This is a genomic window from Nocardia carnea (assembly GCF_029869215.1).
Classification (GTDB): domain Bacteria; phylum Actinomycetota; class Actinomycetes; order Mycobacteriales; family Mycobacteriaceae; genus Nocardia; species Nocardia carnea_B.
In genome coordinates this window covers 42357-60483 of record NZ_JARWPM010000429.1, presented here as the reverse complement: position 1 = coordinate 60483, position 18127 = coordinate 42357, and the positions used below count along the sequence as shown (strand labels likewise).

Annotated in this window: 20 protein-coding genes; 5 read left to right on the top strand and 15 right to left on the bottom strand. The window is 68.2% G+C overall.

Annotated elements, in window-relative coordinates:
- Positions 1-125 precede the first annotated feature (125 nt).
- From QH276_RS32210 to ftsH, 13 genes are all read right to left on the bottom strand, one after another.
- Positions 126-548: a rhodanese-like domain-containing protein gene (locus QH276_RS32210; protein WP_280399933.1), complete on the bottom strand. Its 423-nt coding sequence runs from the start codon at positions 546-548 to the stop codon at positions 126-128.
- A gap of 8 nt (positions 549-556) precedes the next feature.
- Positions 557-1177 (bottom strand): cysteine dioxygenase, encoded by a 621-nt coding sequence (locus QH276_RS32205; protein ID WP_280399919.1) that lies wholly within the window; start codon positions 1175-1177, stop codon positions 557-559.
- A 164-nt stretch (positions 1178-1341) separates the two neighbouring features.
- Positions 1342-2151, bottom strand: a complete 810-nt coding sequence (locus QH276_RS32200) for a type III pantothenate kinase (protein WP_280399918.1) — start codon at positions 2149-2151, stop codon at positions 1342-1344.
- Positions 2152-2167: 16 nt separating this feature from the next.
- A complete protein-coding gene (gene panD / locus QH276_RS32195) occupies positions 2168-2587 on the bottom strand; it encodes an aspartate 1-decarboxylase (RefSeq protein ID WP_280399932.1) in 420 nt (139 codons plus the stop codon).
- A gap of 100 nt (positions 2588-2687) precedes the next feature.
- Positions 2688-3650 (bottom strand): pantoate--beta-alanine ligase, encoded by a 963-nt coding sequence (gene panC / locus QH276_RS32190; protein ID WP_280397608.1) that lies wholly within the window; start codon positions 3648-3650, stop codon positions 2688-2690.
- On the bottom strand, positions 3647-4612 hold the full coding sequence (locus tag QH276_RS32185; protein ID WP_280397607.1) for a Rossmann-like and DUF2520 domain-containing protein: 966 nt from the start codon (positions 4610-4612) through the stop codon (positions 3647-3649). Before QH276_RS32185 ends, panC begins: the two co-directional genes overlap by 4 nt.
- Before the next feature lie 133 nt (positions 4613-4745).
- Positions 4746-5969 carry a DUF6779 domain-containing protein gene (locus QH276_RS32180; RefSeq protein ID WP_280397606.1) on the bottom strand — a complete coding sequence of 408 codons (1224 nt, stop codon included), beginning with the start codon at positions 5967-5969 and terminating at the stop codon, positions 4746-4748.
- A gap of 86 nt (positions 5970-6055) precedes the next feature.
- A complete protein-coding gene (locus QH276_RS32175; RefSeq protein ID WP_280397605.1) occupies positions 6056-6583 on the bottom strand; it encodes a DUF3180 domain-containing protein in 528 nt (175 codons plus the stop codon).
- The gene (gene folK, locus QH276_RS32170) at positions 6580-7125 is read right to left on the bottom strand and encodes a 2-amino-4-hydroxy-6-hydroxymethyldihydropteridine diphosphokinase (protein WP_280397604.1); all 546 of its coding nucleotides are present in this window, start codon (positions 7123-7125) and stop codon (positions 6580-6582) included. The genes QH276_RS32175 and folK overlap by 4 nt, the downstream gene beginning before the upstream one ends.
- Positions 7122-7508 (bottom strand): dihydroneopterin aldolase, encoded by a 387-nt coding sequence (gene folB, locus QH276_RS32165; protein WP_280397603.1) that lies wholly within the window; start codon positions 7506-7508, stop codon positions 7122-7124. The genes folK and folB overlap by 4 nt, the downstream gene beginning before the upstream one ends.
- On the bottom strand, positions 7505-8320 hold the full coding sequence (gene folP, locus QH276_RS32160) for a dihydropteroate synthase (protein ID WP_280397615.1): 816 nt from the start codon (positions 8318-8320) through the stop codon (positions 7505-7507). Before folP ends, folB begins: the two co-directional genes overlap by 4 nt.
- Positions 8321-8412: 92 nt before the next feature.
- Positions 8413-9084, bottom strand: a complete 672-nt coding sequence (gene folE, locus QH276_RS32155) for a GTP cyclohydrolase I FolE (RefSeq protein WP_280397602.1) — start codon at positions 9082-9084, stop codon at positions 8413-8415.
- A gap of 73 nt (positions 9085-9157) precedes the next feature.
- Entirely contained in the window at positions 9158-11551 is a 2394-nt protein-coding gene (ftsH, locus tag QH276_RS32150) for an ATP-dependent zinc metalloprotease FtsH (RefSeq protein WP_280397601.1), read from the bottom strand.
- Positions 11552-11884: 333 nt separating this feature from the next.
- Between ftsH and QH276_RS32145 the strand changes: the two genes are divergently transcribed.
- Entirely contained in the window at positions 11885-12850 is a 966-nt protein-coding gene (locus QH276_RS32145; RefSeq protein WP_280397600.1) for a hypothetical protein, read from the top strand.
- A gap of 70 nt (positions 12851-12920) precedes the next feature.
- Here QH276_RS32145 and QH276_RS32140 read toward each other — a convergent pair whose 3' ends face one another.
- Positions 12921-13400, bottom strand: coding sequence for an RrF2 family transcriptional regulator (locus QH276_RS32140; RefSeq protein WP_280397599.1), 480 nt, complete (start codon positions 13398-13400; stop codon positions 12921-12923).
- Between the two features lie 83 nt (positions 13401-13483).
- Between QH276_RS32140 and QH276_RS32135 the strand changes: the two genes are divergently transcribed.
- Entirely contained in the window at positions 13484-14233 is a 750-nt protein-coding gene (locus QH276_RS32135) for an SDR family oxidoreductase (protein ID WP_280397598.1), read from the top strand.
- 34 nt (positions 14234-14267) lie between these two features.
- Here QH276_RS32135 and QH276_RS32130 read toward each other — a convergent pair whose 3' ends face one another.
- Complete coding sequence (locus QH276_RS32130) at positions 14268-15083, bottom strand: DUF1266 domain-containing protein (RefSeq protein WP_280397597.1); 816 nt, start codon at positions 15081-15083, stop codon at positions 14268-14270.
- A gap of 102 nt (positions 15084-15185) precedes the next feature.
- Here QH276_RS32130 and QH276_RS32125 point away from each other — a divergent pair, with 102 nt between their 5' ends.
- The 3 genes from QH276_RS32125 to QH276_RS32115 all read left to right on the top strand — a co-directional run bounded on the left by QH276_RS32125 (position 15186) and on the right by QH276_RS32115 (position 18019).
- Entirely contained in the window at positions 15186-15440 is a 255-nt protein-coding gene (locus tag QH276_RS32125; protein WP_280397596.1) for a DUF2277 domain-containing protein, read from the top strand.
- Between the two features lie 162 nt (positions 15441-15602).
- On the top strand, positions 15603-17192 hold the full coding sequence (locus QH276_RS32120) for an aldehyde dehydrogenase family protein (protein ID WP_432278575.1): 1590 nt from the start codon (positions 15603-15605) through the stop codon (positions 17190-17192).
- A complete protein-coding gene (locus tag QH276_RS32115; protein ID WP_280397595.1) occupies positions 17189-18019 on the top strand; it encodes an SDR family oxidoreductase in 831 nt (276 codons plus the stop codon). The genes QH276_RS32120 and QH276_RS32115 overlap by 4 nt, the downstream gene beginning before the upstream one ends.
- Positions 18020-18127: the final 108 nt, after the last annotated feature.

Genomic DNA, 18127 nt, shown 5'->3' with positions numbered 1-18127 from the left:
CGGTCGCCTCCGGGGGTGGCGGCGGCAGAAATAGACCATTTGGTTGCTTCGGCAATTCCGCGTGCGTCCGCCCGATGCGGAAATGTATTGCGCTCCGGACGTATTCGCCGCCCGGTACGAACAATTCAGAGAACGGCGAGCGAACGGACTTCTCTGGTGAAGTGCTCGGCTCCGGTCGCGACCGTGCGCAAACCGGCGGCGACCAGGGCCTGATATCCGCCGACCAGATCGGTCGCCCGGTGCAACCCCAATTGACGCAAGGAAGCCGCCGCCAGGCTCGAGGTATAACCCTGCGAGCACACCACGATCCATTCGACATCGTGATCGGTGGCCAGGGCGAGCCGGGCCGAACTACTCGGGTCCAGGCGCCACTCCAGCACATTCCGTTCGATAACCAGCGCTCCGGGCAGTGCACCCTCCTGTGCGCGCTGCGCCGCGGGCCGGATATCCACCAGGATCGCGCCCCGCGCCACCGCTGCCGGTAATTCGACGGGCCGGATCCGCCGCAATTGCGCGCGGGCGTTGTCGAGCATTTGGTCGATGGTCAGTGGCGGCATCAGAGATCACCCTCGGGCTGGTCGGTGAGAACGGTATGAGTACGTCGGAGGCTGCCGTGCCCGGTTACCTCGTAATAGGACATGGCGGTGAGCGGGGGCGAATAGGCGTGCACGCTCAGCGTGGGATCCAGCGGTCCGGTATCGGGCTGCCCGGAAACCGCGATCCGCTCGGAGGCGCGGACGACATCGTGCACCCAGCCGATCGGGAATGCGGCCTGATCCCCGGCCGCCAGCACCCGGTGCCGTAGCTCCGAACCGTTCCACCGGTACTCGGCGAGCGCACCGCTGAGTACGGTCAACGCACCGAGCGAACCGGCGTGATCGTGCAATTTCGTGGATTTATCCGGCGTCCAGCTGATCAACCAGATATCGACCTCGTCATCGGCGACCAGCCGGGTGGCCCAGCGGTCCACCAGCGGCCACCGGCCGTCGGCCGGGAGTAGATGGTCGTACCGGCCGGCGAGAACGTCCTCGCCGGTTTCGTCGGTCAGCCGCAAAAGGTCTGCCGGACGGAGCCGAGTCGGCAATGCCGGGGAAATCGGGCGATCGGGAATCGGATCGGCCGCGGCGGTATCACGAATCGAAGGCCGGGCAACGGAGGAAAGAACAGGGGAACGCATCTGCGCATCTCCAGGAGGAATGAGTTCGGTCGAGGAATCCGGAATGCCTCGACTGGCCGAGGCGAATCAGCCTCGACAACACTCCTGGGTACGCACGCGCTTCAGCACACGGCGAGCTTAGCAATATGGGACCGGCACGGCCACAGCCGGCTCGGCGGAATACATCACATTCGCGCGACCGCGCCGCGACCGCGCCGCTGGTTGCGTTCATAGACCAACCGCAGACCCGTCAACGTGAGATGCGGGCGATGATGTTCGATGGTCTCCGATTCGTCCAGAATCAGCGGCGCCGCGGGACCCGTCGCGACCACGGCGATATCGTCGCCGGCGAAACCGTCGATATCGTCGCGGATCCGATCGACCAGACCGTCCACCAAGCCGGCGAATCCGAACACCGCGCCCGCCTGAATACATTCGACGCTGTTCTTACCGACCACCGATCGGGGCCGGGTCAATTCGACCCGGCGCAGCGCGGCCCGCTCGATCAGCGCCTCGGTCGCGATCTCCACACCCGGCGCGATCACACCGCCGAGGAACTCACCCTTCGCCGACACCAGATCGACGCAGGTCGATATTCCGAAATCCACCACGATCGCGGCGGTGCCGTATTCGTGATAGGCGGCCAGACTGTTCACGATGCGGTCCGCGCCCACCTCTTTGGGGTTGTCCACCAGCAATGGGATACCGGTGCGGACACCGGGCTCCACCAGCACATGGGGTACGTGCTGCCAGTAGCGCTCCAGCATCAGCCGCATCTCGCGCAGTACCGGCGGGACGGTGGACAGGCCCGCCACCCCGGTCACCTCGTCGAGCTCGGCACCCACCAGGCCGCGCAGGCTCATCGCGAACTCGTCGGCGGTATGCAACGGATTGGTATGGATCCGCCAATGCCGCACCAGATCGGCCCCCGGCTCGGTTCCGTTCAGCAGCCCGACAACGGTGCTGGTGGTGCGGACGTCGATGGTCAGCAGCATCCTTCTACCGCAGCGCTCAGACCAGCGACAGGTTGCGGGGGCTGAGCAGATCCGACCCCTCCGGTGCATGGGCCGGATCGGAACCCAGCTCGACCGGGCGGTTACGGGAATCGACGAACACGACCTTCGGCTCGTACTCGCGCAACTCGGCCTCGTCCATCATCCCGTACGCGATCAGAATGACCAGGTCACCCGGGTTGACCAGATGGGCGGCGGCACCGTTGATACCGATCACCCCGGAGCCACGCTCGCCCGCGATGATGTAGGTCTCCAGCCGGGCACCGTTGTCGATATCGACGATGCAGACCTGTTCGCCCTCCAGCAGATCGGCGGCATCCAGCAAATCCTGATCCACGGTCACCGATCCGACGTAATGCAGATCGGCATGGGTCACGGTGGCCCGGTGGATCTTCGACTTCATCATGGTCCGCAACATCACTGTCGCCCTTCTGTGTTGATCGGCGCCGCCTTCGGCGGCGCGGGGTTCGGAGGTGAACCGATTGGAGGGCCGAAAAGCGTGCTGTCCGCGCAGGTACTCACTGTCCGGCACCTGCGGAAGTGCCGACACCGGCTGCCGCTGTTCCGGACCGGCTCGTATCGGCGTCGGGGTGGCCGTCCAGTTGCACGCCGAGCTGGACGGGGGCGTTGTCGATGAGGCGGGTGGAGCCGACGCGGGCCGCGACGAGGAGGCGGGCGTTGCCGGTCTCCGGGGCGGGGCCCAGGTCCGCGGCGCGCAGTTCGAGGTAGTCCACCGCGATCTCCGGGGCGGCGTTCAGTACCGACCGGGCGGCATCGAGGACAGCCTGCGGGCCGGCCGCGCCGGACCGGGTACCGGCCAGGAGGGCGGCCGACAGGGTGGTCGCGAGTTCGCGCTGGGCGGGGTCGAGGTAGCGGTTGCGGGAGGACATGGCCAGGCCGTCGGCCTCGCGGACGGTGGGCACCGGAACGATTTTCACGTCGAAGTTCAGGTCGCGGACCAGCTGCCGGATCAGGGCCAGCTGCTGGTAATCCTTCTCCCCGAAGAACGCCTCGTGCGGGGCCACGATCTGCAACAGCTTCGCCACCACGGTGAGCATTCCGGCGAAATGGGTCGGCCGGGACGCGCCCTCGAGTTCGGCACCCAGCGGGCCCGGCTGCACCGTGGTGCGCGGACCGTCGGGGTACATATCCCCGGCACTCGGGGCGAACACCAGGGCGACACCTTCGGCGCGCAGCAATTCGACATCCGCGTCGAGTGTCCGCGGATAGGCGTCGAGATCCTCGCCGGCACCGAATTGCAGCGGGTTGACGAAGATCGAAACCACGACCACCTGGTTGGTGCGTTTGGCACGCCGGACCAGCTCCAGATGCCCCTCGTGCAAGGCGCCCATGGTGGGCACGAAGCCCACCGTACGGCCGGCGGCGCGCAACGCGCGGACAGTTTTGGCCAGTACCGCAGGGTCGTGCTGCACCGTCAGTTCACCGGTGCGGAAAGCCCCGCGCAGAGATTCGACGCTCATGCGCCCTCCTTCGAAGCGGAATGACCCTCCAGCAGGTCCCGGAGTTCGGCGGGTGCCTGGGCCCGTTCGGCGGTGCGCCGCGACAGCGCCCGATATCCCGCGGCGACCTGCGGGTCGGCCGCGGCGAGCGCATCCAGGTGCGCGGCCACGGCCACGGTATCGCCGCGGGCCACCGGACCCGTCAGAGCGGCCTGGCCGCGGCGCAGCGCGTTGTCCAGCGCGGCGGACGCCAGCGGTGCGAGCAGACGCTCGGGCAGGCCGTTCGGCTGGTCGTCGACCGTTTGCTGACCGAGCAGCCCCGGCCCGGCCAGCGCTTCGCGCAGCGCCTGTACCGCGTCGAGTACCAGCGTGACCAGATGGTTGCTGCCATGGGCGAGGGCGGCGTGGTAGAGCGTACGGTTTTCCTCGGCCACCCGGACCGGTTCCCCGCCCATCTCGATGACCAGTGACTGCGCGATCGCGTAGCCGATCTCGTCGGCCGCGGTGATCCCGAAACACGCGTTCGCCAAACGCGCCAGATCCTCGTCGTGGCCGGTGAAGGTCATCGCGGGGTGGATGGCCAGCGGCCGGGCGCCGGCCTGGGCCAGCGGCGCCAGGATTCCGATGCCGTTGGCACCGGAGGTGTGCGCGACGATCGTGCCGGGCCGGACCGTCCGCGCACTCGCCAAACCACGGACCAGGCCGGCCAGTTCGGCGTCCGGCACCGCGAGGATCAGTAGTTCGCTCCGGGCGGCGACCTCTTCCACGGGCAGGATCTGCGATTCGGGCAGCCGGGTACGCGCCCGGTGCACGGAGGCATCGGAGATGGCGGCTACGCCGAACACGACATGTCCGGCGCGCTCGAGCGCGGCGCCGAGTGCTGATCCCACACGTCCCGCCGAGACGATTCCCACCGTCAGTCGTGCGGGCGCCGGATCACCACTCGCGGCCGAATTGCCAGGAGTTACGCGTGGCGAGGTCACCAGTGTCCTCTCGAAGTCGTTCCAGTCCCGCTCTGCGGGTACCGGACGTTACGCATCGAGGATAGGACCGCGGTCCACCGATGCGCCATGTGCGCGCCGGGTGATCTCCACCGCACTCGCGCTGCGCCGCACTTCAGGAGCTGCGCTGCTCTTCTTCCTGGCGCAGGTTCGCCATGATCTCGGCCACCGACAACCGGCGCGAACCGCTCGGGTCGGCCTGGGTGCGGCGGCGCCGGGAGTTCCGGGACGACAATTTGGCCGGTATCCGGGAGATCCGTTCCCGGGACTTCCCGGCCGCGGCCTTCTCCGCCGGGTCCGTTTGTGGCTGCGCCGGACGTTGCGCGGGAATGGGCGGCACCGGCGGTCCGTGGAACTCCGCAGCCGGGTGCGGCGGGCCTTGTACGGTCTCGGCGTGGCCCGCCCGGCCGTAACCGTCGGCCTGGGCCGGATCGTCCTGCACCTCGGTGAACGCGTCCGACCAGCTCGGCCCGGAAATATCGGCGGTCGCGCGAACGTACGGCGGCTCGTCGTCGAGCCGCACGATCGCTGTTTCGGCCGTCACCGGAGCATCATCGGGACTCGCGAAACGGGGCCGGCTCGGATGGTCGCTGTCGTAGACGGGAGTCACGCCGTTGCGTTCGCCGGCCGGCGCCGCGGCATCGGCCGCCGAATCGGCGCGGCCCTCGCCCGCCGGATCGACCACATCGCCGACGGCCGGATCGACCGGCTCACCGGCCTCCGGATCGACCCAGCCGTCCGCCGCGTGCGACCAGCTAGCGGCCACGTTCGCCCAGGCGTCCACGGCCCGGCGCTCACCGTCCTCGCCACCGGGCCAGGTACCCGCCGCCCCCGGCCGGTCCTGACCGTTGGGCCAGGCATCCGTGACCACGGGCCCTTCCCCGGCGCTGGGCAACTCCTGGACGCGGAAGGCCGCGGCCCGCAGTGCCGGTCGCTCCGGCGGAAGTTCCCCGTCGAACAGGCGCTGCAACTGGCGGCGCAGCACCGCCAGTTCGGCACGTAACGCGGCCATCTCCGACGCGTCGGCGCCGACTTCCGCCCGCACCCGCGCCTCGACCCCGAGATCGTGTTCGCGGCGGGCGCTGATCTCGCGTTCGAGTTCGATTTCGTAGGTGCGGCGCAGGTCGCGCACCTTGGTCTGGTACCGGCTCACCGCCCAGGCGCCGAGCACCGCCGCCCACAGTGCGACCACCAAGCCCACCCGCAGGAACTGCACCTTGTCGCTGAAGACCAGGAAAACGCTGGCCACCAGGCCGAGCAGAACCAGGGCGCCGAGGAAAAGTTTGCCCACATCTTCCCGGCGGCGCGCGGAAGAACTACTGCGGGACGGTGACACCATGACCGCAAGGGTAGCCGCGTTCGGCAGCCTCGCCCAGGTCGGGAAAGGCGTGATCGATCACCGAGAACGCGGCGGTCACAATGTGTTCACGAAGGGGCGGGATCGGTCGGGTCGTCCGGGGCCCGGCAACAGTACTCGAGCCACAACGCGGCGACGACCAGCGCGATACCCGCACCACAGCCGATGAGGGCGCCCGGATAGTCGGCGTCGGCGGCTCGGAGATCGCCGCGCTGCGGGAAGATCCACAGCAGGAACCCCAGCCAGACACCGGCGACCAGCGAACCGACTTGCGCCGATGCCTTCGCCAGGGCAAGTGCGCGGGCGACCGTGATCGGATGCAGCCGGCGGCCGTCCGCACCGATCTCACTGTTGCCGACCCGGATTCGGATATAGAAGCCCAGTACGGCTTCCAGCAGCGCCACCGGGTAGAGCGAAGCCCCCGCCAGCGACGAGATCGGCGGGAAACTGCCGTACGCCAGCCGAGTGGCCACCCAGGCGATCACGGCCGCGATCGCGACATTGGCCAACAGCTCCCGGATACGGGTGGGTTTCAACTTCGTATCGTCGTCGTCGGGCCCGCCGCTGGTGTTCTTGTCACCGCCCCCGAGAGTCATGGTGCGGCTCCCCCGGCAGATGCCAGCGTGTGGCCGGTACGCCGGACCCCGGCGACCTCCGCGGCGTCCAGTTCCGCCAGCAGTTCCCGCACCGGGCGGGCGGCACCGGCCACCTCGAGTACGGCATCCGGCTCCACATCCAGCCACGGAACCAGCACGAATGCCCGCTCGTGCGCCCGTGGGTGCGGCAGGGTCAGTTCGGGGTCGGTGCTGCGGCAGGCGCGGAAACCACCGGGGGCCGGTTCGGCACAGGTGACGATATCCACGTCGAGTGTCCGGGCCCCCCAGCGCACCGTTCGTTCCCGTCCGGCGGCCCGTTCGAGCCGCCGGCCGTGTGCGAGCCAGTCGCGGCAGTCGTAGGCCGGGTCCTCGGCGATCAGGACGGCGTTGAGGAAATCGTCCTGCTCCACCCCGCCCCACGGCGCGGTGGTGTACACGGGCGAGACCGCCCGGATACGCGGGCCGAATCCGGCGACGGCGCCGCGCAGCAACGCGAGCCGGTCCCCCAGGTTCGAGCCGATGGACAGGATCGCGCGCGTCATCGCGGCCCCTGTTCACGGCTACCGGAGGTAACGACCCGCACATCGGTGAAACGATGCGGTATCGGCGCGCTCGGCTTGTGCAGCACCACCTCGGCGTCGGCGACACCGGGCACGGCGCGGACCCGTTCGGCGATTTCGGCGGCGACGGTTTCGATCAGATTCCGTGGTGGCCCCTGCACAATGCCCACCGCCAGATCGGCGAGAGCGCCGTAATCCACGGTATGGGCGAGATCGTCGGTGGCCGCGGCGGCGGAGATATCGGTCCAGACCGTGAGATCGACGACGAATTCCTGCCCGTCCCGGCGTTCGTGCTCGAAAACCCCGTGATAACCGAAAACGCGCAGACCACGCAGTTCGATCCGATCGCCGGGCCGGGTGCTCACCGGACGGCTCCCGCGGCGGCGCGGCGCCAGGCGTCGGTGACCGCGATCGCGTCCTGCGAACCACGCACATCGTGCACCCGCACGCCCCAGGCGCCGTGCCAGGCGGCGAGCGCGGAGATCGTCGCGGTCGCGGTTTCCCGCCCGGACGGCGGACGCGGACCGGTCTGATCGCCCAGCAGCGAACCCAGGAACCGCTTACGGGAGGCTCCGATCAGCACCGGGAAACCGTCGGCGACGAAACGGTCCAGCGCCGCGAGCAGTGCCCAGTTGTGCTCGGCGTTCTTCGCGAACCCGAGGCCGGGATCGAGAATGAGCCGGGCCGGGTCCACCCCCGCGGCGACCGCGTGCCGCACCTGGACCCCGAGTTCGGCCTGCACTTCGGCCACGACATCGTCGTAGTGATCGGCCGGGCCGGTATGCCGGTAATCGGCGGCGGCCCGCCAGTGCATGAGGATCCACGGGATATCGGCTGCCGCGACCACCTCGGCCATCGCCGGATCAGCACGTCCGCCGGATACATCGTTGATCACCGACACCCCGGCCGCGACGGCCGCCTCCGCGACCACGGCCCGCATGGTGTCGACGCTGGTGGGCACGCCGGCCGCGACCAGCCCGGTGATGACGGGCACCACCCGTTCGATCTCGGTGTCCGCCTCGACCCGCACCGCGCCGGGCCGCGTGGATTCGCCGCCCACGTCGATGATGTCGGCGCCGGTCTCGTAGAGCCGCACCCCGTGCTCGATCGCCCGGTCGGGGTCCAGGTAGCGGCCGCCGTCGGAGAACGAATCGCTGGTCACGTTCACGATGCCCATGACGACGCACGACCGGCCCGGACGAGGGGTGATACCCGGCCGGGGTACCACACCGGTCAGGGTCGGGGTGCTGGTGATCGGCGGCTGATCGCTCACTTGCGCAGGATCAGGTCGAGGGCCTCGGCGCGCGAGGCCGAGTTGGTCTGCAACAGCCCGCGTACCGCGGAGGTGGTGGTGCTGGCCCCGGGTTTGCGGATACCGCGCATGGCCATACACAGATGTTCGGCCTCGACCACCACGATCGCGCCCCGCGGATCCAGTTTGCGCATCACCGCGTCCGCGATCTGGCTGGTCAGCCGTTCCTGGACCTGCGGCCGCTTGGCGTACAGGTCCACCAGGCGGGCCAGTTTCGACAGGCCGGTCACCCGCCCGTGCGGGCCCGGGATATAGCCGACGTGCGCGACTCCGTGGAACGACACCAGATGATGTTCGCAGGTCGAGTACATGGGGATATCGCGGACGAGTACCAATTCCTGATGTTCCTCGTCGAAGGTGGTGTTCAGCACCGCGTCGGGTTCGACGTACAGGCCCGCGAACATTTCCCGGTAGGCGCGCGCGACCCGGGCGGGCGTATCGACCAGCCCCGGCCGGTCGGGGTTTTCCCCGACCGCGAGCAGCAGCTCCCGTACGGCGTTCTCGGCACGCACCTGGTCGAACGGCTTACCCGTGTGCCGGGCGATCAATTCCGGCAGCGGACCGCCGGTCTCGCCCAATTCGGCGGGAATACCGGTCGTATGGCCGTTGGTCTGCTGATCGGCCGACATAGGACACCTCCACATCTCGGGCGCGGCAGTACTCACCGGGCGCCGAACAGGTCCGAGCGTAATCGGCGCCGGATTACTGCCGGCCGTTCGGGCCGTCCCAGGAGTGTGCGCCGCCACGTCCGGGCTCCTCGCCGGACCCGTAACCGGAATCGCCCTGGCCACGGTCGTAGGACGGCCCGCCCTCGTGCCGTTGCCCGCCGGGGTCGGTACCCGGGTGAGCGTGGCGCGGCTGCTCGGCCGCGGGACCGCCGTAGCCGCGTTCGGCGGGCGGGGCCTGCGGCTGTTCACGCGGCGGCCAACCGGGTGCCGACCAGCCGGCGGGGGCGCCGTAATCCGGGCGCGACCCCTGCGTCCCGCCGCGCGGATAGACGGGCGCGGGCTGCTGCGGCACCGGATAGCCGGCCGGGGGCTGCCCGTAACCGGGTTGCGCGACCGGGCCGCCCGGATACCCGGCGGGCTGCGGCAGGCTGCCCGCGGCGGCGGGCTCGCCCTGGGCGACCCCGGCCGGAATCTTGGGTTCCGGCGGCCAGGGCTCACCGCGTTCGGCGGCCAGTTCACCCGGAGTCTTCACCGGCGGTTTGTCCGACGGCACCCGATCACCGAAATCGTTGAACGCGGTGATCCGCGGACGCTTCTGCACCGCACCCAGGATCACTTCGAGATCCTTGCGGTGCAGGGTTTCGCGTTCCAGCAGTGCGGTGGCCAGATCGTCGAGCACATCGCGGTACTCGCTGAGGATCGACCAGGCCTCGGTATGCGCCGCCTCGATGAGGTTGCGGACCTCCTCGTCGATCGCGCCCGCGACCTCGTGCGAATAGTCCGAGGCGGTGCCCATGGACCGGCCGAGGAACGGATCGCCCTGTTCCTGCCCGTAGCGGACGGCGCCCAGGCGCGCGCTCATGCCGTATTCGGTGACCATGGCCCGGGAGATCTTGGTGGCCTGGTCGATATCGGAGGACGCACCGGTGGTGGGCTCGTGGAACACCAGTTCCTCGGCCGCGCGCCCGCCCATCGCCATGACCAGCCGGGCGATCATCTCCGAGCGGGTCATCAGGCCCTTGTCGTCCTCGGGCACGGTCATGGCGTGACCGCCGGTGCGGCCGCGCGCCAGGATCGTCACCTTGTAGACCGGCTCGATATCGGGCATCGCCCACGCCGCGAGGGCGTGGCCGCCCTCGTGGTAGGCGGTGATCTTCTTCTCGTGCTCGCTGATGATCCGGCTCTTGCGGCGCGGGCCGCCGATCACCCGGTCCACCGATTCCTCGAGGGCGTCGCCGGTGATGGTGGACCCGTTCTCGCGCGCGGTGAGCAGCGCGGCCTCGTTGATGACATTGGCGAGATCGGCACCGGACATACCGACGGTGCGCTTGGCCAGACCGTCGAGGTCGGCCTCCGGCGCGATCGGCTTACCCTGCGAATGCACCCGCAGGATCGCCCGGCGACCGGCCAGGTCTGGATTGCTGACCGGGATCTGCCGGTCGAACCGGCCGGGGCGCAGCAGTGCGGGGTCGAGAATATCGGGGCGGTTGGTGGCGGCGATCAGGATGATGCCCGTGCGGTCACCGAAGCCGTCCATCTCGACCAGCAACTGGTTGAGGGTCTGTTCGCGTTCGTCGTGCCCGCCGCCGAGCCCGGCGCCGCGCTGGCGGCCGACCGCGTCGATCTCGTCGACGAAGATGATGCACGGGCTGTTCTGTTTGGCCTGTTCGAACAGGTCGCGCACCCGGGACGCACCGACACCGACGAACATTTCCACGAAATCCGAGCCGGAGATGGTGAAGAAGGGCACTCCGGCCTCACCGGCCACGGCCCGAGCGAGCAGGGTCTTACCGGTACCGGGCGGGCCGTAGAGCAGTACGCCCTTCGGAATCTTGGCGCCCAGCGCCTGGTAGCGCACCGGATTCTGCAGGAAGTCCTTGATCTCGTACAGCTCTTCGACCGCTTCGTCGGCGCCGGCCACATCGGCGAAGGTGGTCTTGGGCATATCCTTCGACAGCTGTTTGGCCTTGGATTTGCCGAAGCCCATCATCCCGCCGCGGCCGCCGCCCTGCATCCGCGACATCACGAAGATGAACAGGCCGAGCAGGATCACCATCGGCAGCACGAACAACAGGATCTGGGTGAGCCAGCTCTCCTGTTTGACGACGGTGTTGTACTGCGCGCCGGAATCCTGCACAGCCCGGAAGATCTGCGCCGAGGTGTCGCTACCGCCGGGATACTTGGCGATGATCTTGTTCTGACCCTCGGTGGCGTCGTTACCGCTCTTCAGCTCGATCCGCAGCTGCTGTTCGCGATCATCGATCTGAACGTGGGTGATGTTGTCCTTGTTCTTCAGCTGCTCGAGGGCCACCGACGTATCGACGTTCTGCCAGCCGCGGGTGTCGTTGCCGAAGAAGCTGAACAGATAGATCACGAGCAGAATGCCCGCGATTATCGCCAGGGTGCGAAACACTGTCTTGCGGTTCATAGAGCGTCGGCCGGGCGGCCAGTCCTTTCAGGCGTCTCCGCGTTTTTGCCTAGCGATGCGTCCGTCTCGAGCGGCGCAACCCACTTCCGCGGCCGCCCGGTGGGCGGATTCGGATGCGGACATGCCACGTTACCGCGTACGGTCTACTCGATACATCGCGCTTCCTGACTTATCGCAAGCGAGGAGTTCGGCTGGTGATGCAGTTCAACAGGTAAACGGCCGGAAAACCACCGTGGTTCCCGGCGTCGTGGTCTGTGATATCTCGTAGTGATCACAATCATGGCACGCACGCCCCACCCATGTTGATCGACGTACGACCCGAGCGCAGGGGGTATGGACATAGTCGAGTTACGGACACCCACAGCAATCGTCCGGCACGGTGCGGGACGGTTGATCGTCCTGCGGCCCGGAGCCGACGGCGATACCGAGACCGACGGCGAGCGCGTCCTGGACGTCGCGGTCACCGACCTGCTGGAGGTGCGGCTCAGTCGCCGCGCCGACGACGCGGTGGTGATCGAAATCTATCTGCGTTATCCGACCCCGGTACTGGTCGGGGTGCCCGCTGACCGGACGCCACTCCCCGTGCTGATCGCCGAGCACGATGTTCCGGCGGCCGCCGGCATCGTTTCCCGTATCAATGATCAGATCCTGGCCGCCCAGCGGATCGATATCGCCGCCCCCGACCTGACCGCGCCTCCCGTCGAGGTCACCGACCGCGGGCCGGTCCGCGCCGATGTCGACCGGGCGATTCGCCGGATGTCGGTGCCGGGGCGCGGTGAACCGGCCCTGACCGACCTGCACCGCCTCGTCACCGGCGACGAGTATGTGCTGGAAACTGCCTATGTCATCGCACATCCACCGGTCGGCGACGACGATCCCTGCCTGCTCACGGTGACGACCCGGCGCCTGCTGCTGATCGCCCTGGGCCCCGACGAACCGTACGCGCACGAATTGCCGATCGAGATGATCATGCGGGCCCGGGCCACCGAGGAACCACCGTCGATGGCGACCGGGCTGCTCGCCGGCGACCGCCGCCCGTTGATCGAAGTACACGACGGCAACACCACCATGGGCTTCACCGGTTTGGACCGCGCCGATACCGAGCGGGTGACCTACGCGGTCAACTTCGCGGTCCGGCTGGTGGCCCTGGACGGTTCGGCGGGTCCGGCCGATCCGAGCGTCGCCCACCTGTACTCGGAGTGGGAACTGCTGGTCGAACGGCATTCGCTGGGCATGGTCGACGACACCCAGTTCCAGCGCTACGGCCGCGGCATCCTGCGCTCCCTGCCGGGTATCTGAGGCTTCGCCGCCGCGGTACGGGCGATAGGAAGTCGGTCGAGCCGCCTGCACATGTTGTCGCCGGGCCGGTTCACTGGGCCGCGCCGCCGGTGAGACGACGGCGCGTACGCTCGGGTGCCCAGTCGGGTAGTTCGCCGACCAGTTCGGCGAGGGACGTCGCGGCCAGGCTGCTCCGCCAGGCTTCGTGCGCTTCGGCCATCTTCACGGCGAGCAGACAGGGTTCACGGCACTGTTCGGCGGGCAGGGCGCCCCGGCCTTGCTGCCGGATTTCCCGGCATTCGTAGGGTGACGCCGCACCGTCGATCGCTTCGATGATCTGCAACAGGGTGATCTCCGCCGCGGGCCGGGCCAGCCGGAATCCCCCGCGCGGCCCGGTGGTCGCGCTCAGCAGACCGGCTCGAACCAAGCTCTGCAGCTGTTTGGCCAGGTAAGGCGCGGGCAGGTCGAAATACTGCGCGAGTTGAGCCGCCGACGCCGTCGCACCGGTTTCGAGCTGCGCCAGCGAGGTAGCACAGTGCAGCAGCCATTCCGTACTCACCGGCAGTTTCATGCTGGTGAGTCTATCCAAGATATTGCGGATCTATTTAGTCCGAGATAGGTTGGCCGCTGTACTCACTTCTGGAAGGGACAGCCATGACCGCACGATTCGCCGTCGCCGGAGCGACCGGAAACATCGGCTCCCGCACCGTCGCCGCACTACAGGCGGCCGGTCACGATGTCGTGCCCATCAGTCGGGCTCGTGGTGTGGATCTACTGAGCGGCGAGGGCTTGGATGCCGCACTGGCCGGCGTGAACGCGGTGATAGATACCACCAACTGCACCGCCACCGACCGCGGCGAGGCCGTCGCCTGGTTCGGCACAGCGACACGGAATCTGCTGGCGGCCGCGGAGCGGGCCGGCGTGGGCCACCACGTCCTGCTCTCCATCGTCGGAGTGGACCGGGTCGACGGCAACGCGCACTACGCCGGCAAGCGGGAACAGGAACGCCTGGTCACCGCGGGACCCGTGCCGTGGACGATCGTCCGCGCCACCCAATTCCACGATTTCGCCGCCATGGTGAGCGGCTGGACCGAGCAGGACGGCGTCGCCCCCATCGCCCCACTGCTGATCCAGCCGATCGCCCCCGCGGATGTGGCGGACATCCTGGCCGAAGTGGCCGCGGGCCCGCCGCAGGGCCGGTACCGCGATATCGCCGGTCCCGCGCCCCAGGATCTCGTCGATATGGCCCGCCGGACCCATCAGGCCCGCGGCCACCGAGTCGACCTGCTGCCGACCTGGTCGTCGATCTTCGGACCCGAGATGGCCGGGAACGTTCTACTACCCGACGAGAATGCCCGGCTGGCGCCGACCACCTTCGAGGACTGGCTCGCCGGCCGGCACTGAGGCATGCGCGCCGCGAATCGAGCGCCGGAATCGGTCAGTGCAGGCCGATACGGCGCCAGGGACTGGTGGGGCGCAGCCACAGCCGCAACAACTCCATCCGGCGGTCGACGCCGCCGTCTTTGAGTTCGGCGAGGTCCTCACAGGCCTGCCAGTAGGTCCAGCCGGTGATATAGGCGTCGCCGAACTGCCGCCAGTTGCGGTATTTGCGCTGGGCCAAGGGTAGCGCGCGGGCCAGGTAATCCCAGGCCACGTCCTCTTCGATGTAGCCGGCGGTGAAAGACATCCGGGCCACCGCGACCACCCGGGCCAGATCCCAGGCGTGGATATCGGCCGGCAGGGGCCGGGACAGATGATCGGTGAAGCCGATCTTGATGGCCTGCGACCAGATGTCGTAGTCGCGGACCAGGGCTTCGGAGTTGTCGATCCCACGGAACGAGGCGACCTGCCGCAGGAAGGCCCGGTGCCGGTCGGCGCGTTCGCCGAAGCGGTCGCGTTCGCTGGCGTTGAGCGAGGCGGTGACCAGCGGATGCACCAGGGCGTACAGCGGTGCGTGCATACCTTCGAGGAGCTGTTCCATGGAGGCCCGGGCCTCGGTTCCGTCGGTGATGCCCCAGGCTCCGGTGAGCGTGTCGATGGCGAGTTCGCGCCGGTCGCCGAGTGGATGGTCGCGCTCGGGGCCGAGCAGCATCGCATCGTGGAAGGCGTCCCAGCGCGCCGAGTAGAAGGCACCCAGCGACAGCGCCCGCAGGCGGTCGTCGTCCATCTGCGCGCCGGACCAATGGTCTTCCTCGCGCTTGTCGAGCTCCGGATAGGGGATGGGGGTCGGCGTGGGCAATCCGGCAGCAGCCATACCGTGAGTGTAGGACCCCGGTTCGCCCCCGGTCCGGTCAATGTGTTTTCACATTTGCGGCTTGGCCTGTCACGCGGGTAGATCCGGAGCTAATGTGCATTCATGTGTAGAAATATCACCGTCTTGCGAGGTCTGGAACCCGCCGCTACCGAGCAGGAGATCTACGCCGCAGCACTGCAATATGTGCGCAAGGTCGGTGGCCTGTCCGGACTCAGTTCGGCCACCAAACCCGCGGTGGACAAGGCCGTGGCCGCAGTCGCCGAGGCGACCACCGCTTTACTGGCGGAGTTACCCGACCGCCGGGTTCCTCCGGCAACCGAACCGCCGCTGCGCCGGCTGGCCAGGGAAAACCTGTAACCGAAACCCCTCGGGCGCCGCGACCGGGCGCGGTGTCCGTAACGAGTCGTCTCCCATCCGTGAGATGTTGAGGCGATTACCAATGAATTGTGTCACGATCGGACTGCGCCGATCGCTGATCGGCCACCAGCGGTTCCAGCACGACGCAGTGGGAGAACAGCAGTGACCAATACCGAATCGGGACGACCCGATACCGAGCCCGCAGCGGGCCCGCCCCCGGATCCGGAAATCCGGGTTCTCAATCCCGCCACCGGCGAAATCGTCGGCAGCGTGGCCGATACCCCCGCCGACCAGGTTGCCGCGCGGATCGCCGAACTACGCGAACACCAGCGCGAATGGGCGGCCATGGGCGCGACCGGGCGCAAGGAATGGCTGCTGAAACTGCAGGACTGGATCATCGACAACACCGAGGCGCTCGCCGACGTACTCCAGTCCGAAACCGGCAAACCCCGGGTGGACGCCCTCATCGACCCGATCTTCGGCAGCGATCTGATCGGCTACTACGCGCGGCGCGCACCCAAATTCCTGGCCGACGAGCATCCGTCGCCGCACAGCCCCCTCTCCCGGGTGAAACGGCTGACCACCGTTTTCGAACCGTATCCCGTGGTCGGCGTGATCACGCCCTGGAACTTCCCGCTGGCCATGCCGATCCTCGACGTCATCCCGGCGCTGGCGGCCGGTGCCGCCGTGATCCTGAAACCCTCCGAGGTCACCCCGCTGTCGGCGCTCGAACTCGCCCGCGGGTGGTCGGAGATCGGGGCGCCCCCGGTGCTCGCCGTCGTCACCGGCGCCGGCGCCACCGGCGCGGCGGTCGTGGACAACGCCGATTACATCCAGTTCACCGGCTCCACCGCCACCGGCCGCCGGATCGCGGCCGCCTGCGCGGCCCGCATGATCCCGTACAGCCTGGAGCTGGGCGGAAAAGATCCGGCGATCGTGCTGGCCGATGCCGACCTCGAACGCGCCGCGCACGGTATCGCGTTCGGCGGCATGTTCAACTCCGGGCAGGTCTGCATCTCGGTCGAACGGGTGTACGTCGAGGCCCCGGTGTACGACGAGTTCGTCGCCAAACTCACCGCGAACGTCAAATCCCTGCGGCAGGGTCGCGACGATCGCACCCCGCGCCACGATATCGGTGCCATGGCCAACGAAAGCCAGGTCGCGATCGTCTCCCGGCATGTCGAGGAAGCCGTGGCCGCCGGCGCCAAGGTACTCACCGGCGGCAAACGCACCGGGGAAGGCACCTTCTTCGAACCGACCGTGCTCGTCGATGTCGACCACAGCATGTCGTGTATCACCGAGGAAACCTTCGGCCCGACCCTGCCGGTGATGAAGGTGGCCGACGAGGCCGAAGCCATCCGGCTGGCCAACGATTCCGTCTACGGGTTGTCGGCCTCGGTCTGGACCGGGGACAAGGCCCGCGGCGAACGAGTCGCGCGCGCATTGAACGCCGGCGCGGTGAACATCAACGATATCTTCGCCAACCTGTTCAACTTCGCGCTGCCGATGGGGGGCTGGGGCGATTCCGGTGTGGGTGCCCGCTGGGGCGGCGCGCAAGGCGTGCGCAAGTACTGCAAGGCCAAGGCGATCACCACGCCGATCCTGCCGACCCAGGAACGCGAACTCACCTGGATGCCCTACGACCTGAACAAGATCCTGATCGGACTGGGCGCCATGCGCGCGGCCGGTGCGCGCGGTATGCGCCGGATCGATATCCCCGCCCTGCTCCGACTCAAGGGAGACAAGAAGTGAAGACCGATTCCATCCGCGGCAAGGTTGTCGTGATCACGGGCGGCGCACGCGGGATCGGCCTGGCCACCGCGGTGGCGCTGGCGAAACTGGGCGCCAAGATCGCGATCGGCGATATCGACGAGAAGACGGTCAAGGAATCGGGCACCGAGCACGATTTCGACCACTACGGCCGGCTCGATGTCACCGATCAGCAGTCGTTCAGCACTTTCCTCGACGATGTCGAACGCGAACTCGGCCCGATCGACGTGCTGATCAACAACGCCGGCATCATGCCGACGGGCCGGCTCGTCGAGGAGCCCGACCAGATCACCCGCCGGATCCTGGATATCAACGTCTACGGGGTGATCCTCGGCTCCAAGATCGCCCTGGCCCGGATGCTCGCGCGGGGGCGCGGGCACATCATCAATATCGCCTCTCTGGCGGGCGAGACCCATATCCCGGGCCTGGCCACCTACAACGCCTCCAAACACGCGGTTCTGGGCTTCACCGATACGCTGCGCGAGGAGTACCGGGGCACCGGGGTGTCGTTCTCGTCGGTCCTGCCCACACTGACCCGGACCGAGCTCGGCTCCGGGGTCGCCGCCCCCAAGGGGCTGCCGGCGGCCGAGCCGGAGGATATCGCCGCCGCGGTGGTGCGGCTGATCGCCAAACCCAAGGCGAAGGCGCGGGTGACCCGGGCAGCGGGAGCCATGTCGGTTTTCGTGAATCTGCTGCCGCAATCGGTGGGTGATGCCCTGGGCCGGTCGATGGGCTCGGGGCAGACCTTCCTCGACGATGTGGACGCCGAGGAACGCAAGGCCTACGAGGAGCGGATCCGCAACACCTGACGACCGGATTCGACGCGCGCCGCGGTTCCGTTCGAGGGGGCCGCGGCGCGCTCTTTTATGTCGCACGGACGACATCGAAACCCTATTGTGATCAATATCACTTGACGT

Excerpts from the sequence above, each read along its gene's own strand:
- QH276_RS32205 (WP_280399919.1), bottom strand. The coding sequence starts at position 1,177 with ATGCGTTCCCCTGTTCTTTCCTCCGTTGCCCGGCCTTCGATTCGTGAT.
- QH276_RS32200 (WP_280399918.1), bottom strand. The coding sequence starts at position 2,151 with ATGCTGCTGACCATCGACGTCCGCACCACCAGCACCGTTGTCGGGCTG.
- panD (WP_280399932.1), bottom strand. The coding sequence starts at position 2,587 with ATGTTGCGGACCATGATGAAGTCGAAGATCCACCGGGCCACCGTGACC.
- panC (WP_280397608.1), bottom strand. The coding sequence starts at position 3,650 with ATGAGCGTCGAATCTCTGCGCGGGGCTTTCCGCACCGGTGAACTGACG.
- QH276_RS32180 (WP_280397606.1), bottom strand. The coding sequence starts at position 5,969 with ATGGTGTCACCGTCCCGCAGTAGTTCTTCCGCGCGCCGCCGGGAAGAT.
- QH276_RS32175 (WP_280397605.1), bottom strand. The coding sequence starts at position 6,583 with ATGACTCTCGGGGGCGGTGACAAGAACACCAGCGGCGGGCCCGACGAC.
- folK (WP_280397604.1), bottom strand. The coding sequence starts at position 7,125 with ATGACGCGCGCGATCCTGTCCATCGGCTCGAACCTGGGGGACCGGCTC.
- folP (WP_280397615.1), bottom strand. The coding sequence starts at position 8,320 with ATGGGCATCGTGAACGTGACCAGCGATTCGTTCTCCGACGGCGGCCGC.
- folE (WP_280397602.1), bottom strand. The coding sequence starts at position 9,084 with ATGTCGGCCGATCAGCAGACCAACGGCCATACGACCGGTATTCCCGCC.
- ftsH (WP_280397601.1), bottom strand. The coding sequence starts at position 11,551 with ATGAACCGCAAGACAGTGTTTCGCACCCTGGCGATAATCGCGGGCATT.
- QH276_RS32145 (WP_280397600.1), top strand. The coding sequence starts at position 11,885 with ATGGACATAGTCGAGTTACGGACACCCACAGCAATCGTCCGGCACGGT.
- QH276_RS32140 (WP_280397599.1), bottom strand. The coding sequence starts at position 13,400 with ATGAAACTGCCGGTGAGTACGGAATGGCTGCTGCACTGTGCTACCTCG.
- QH276_RS32135 (WP_280397598.1), top strand. The coding sequence starts at position 13,484 with ATGACCGCACGATTCGCCGTCGCCGGAGCGACCGGAAACATCGGCTCC.
- QH276_RS32130 (WP_280397597.1), bottom strand. The coding sequence starts at position 15,083 with ATGGCTGCTGCCGGATTGCCCACGCCGACCCCCATCCCCTATCCGGAG.
- QH276_RS32125 (WP_280397596.1), top strand. The coding sequence starts at position 15,186 with ATGTGTAGAAATATCACCGTCTTGCGAGGTCTGGAACCCGCCGCTACC.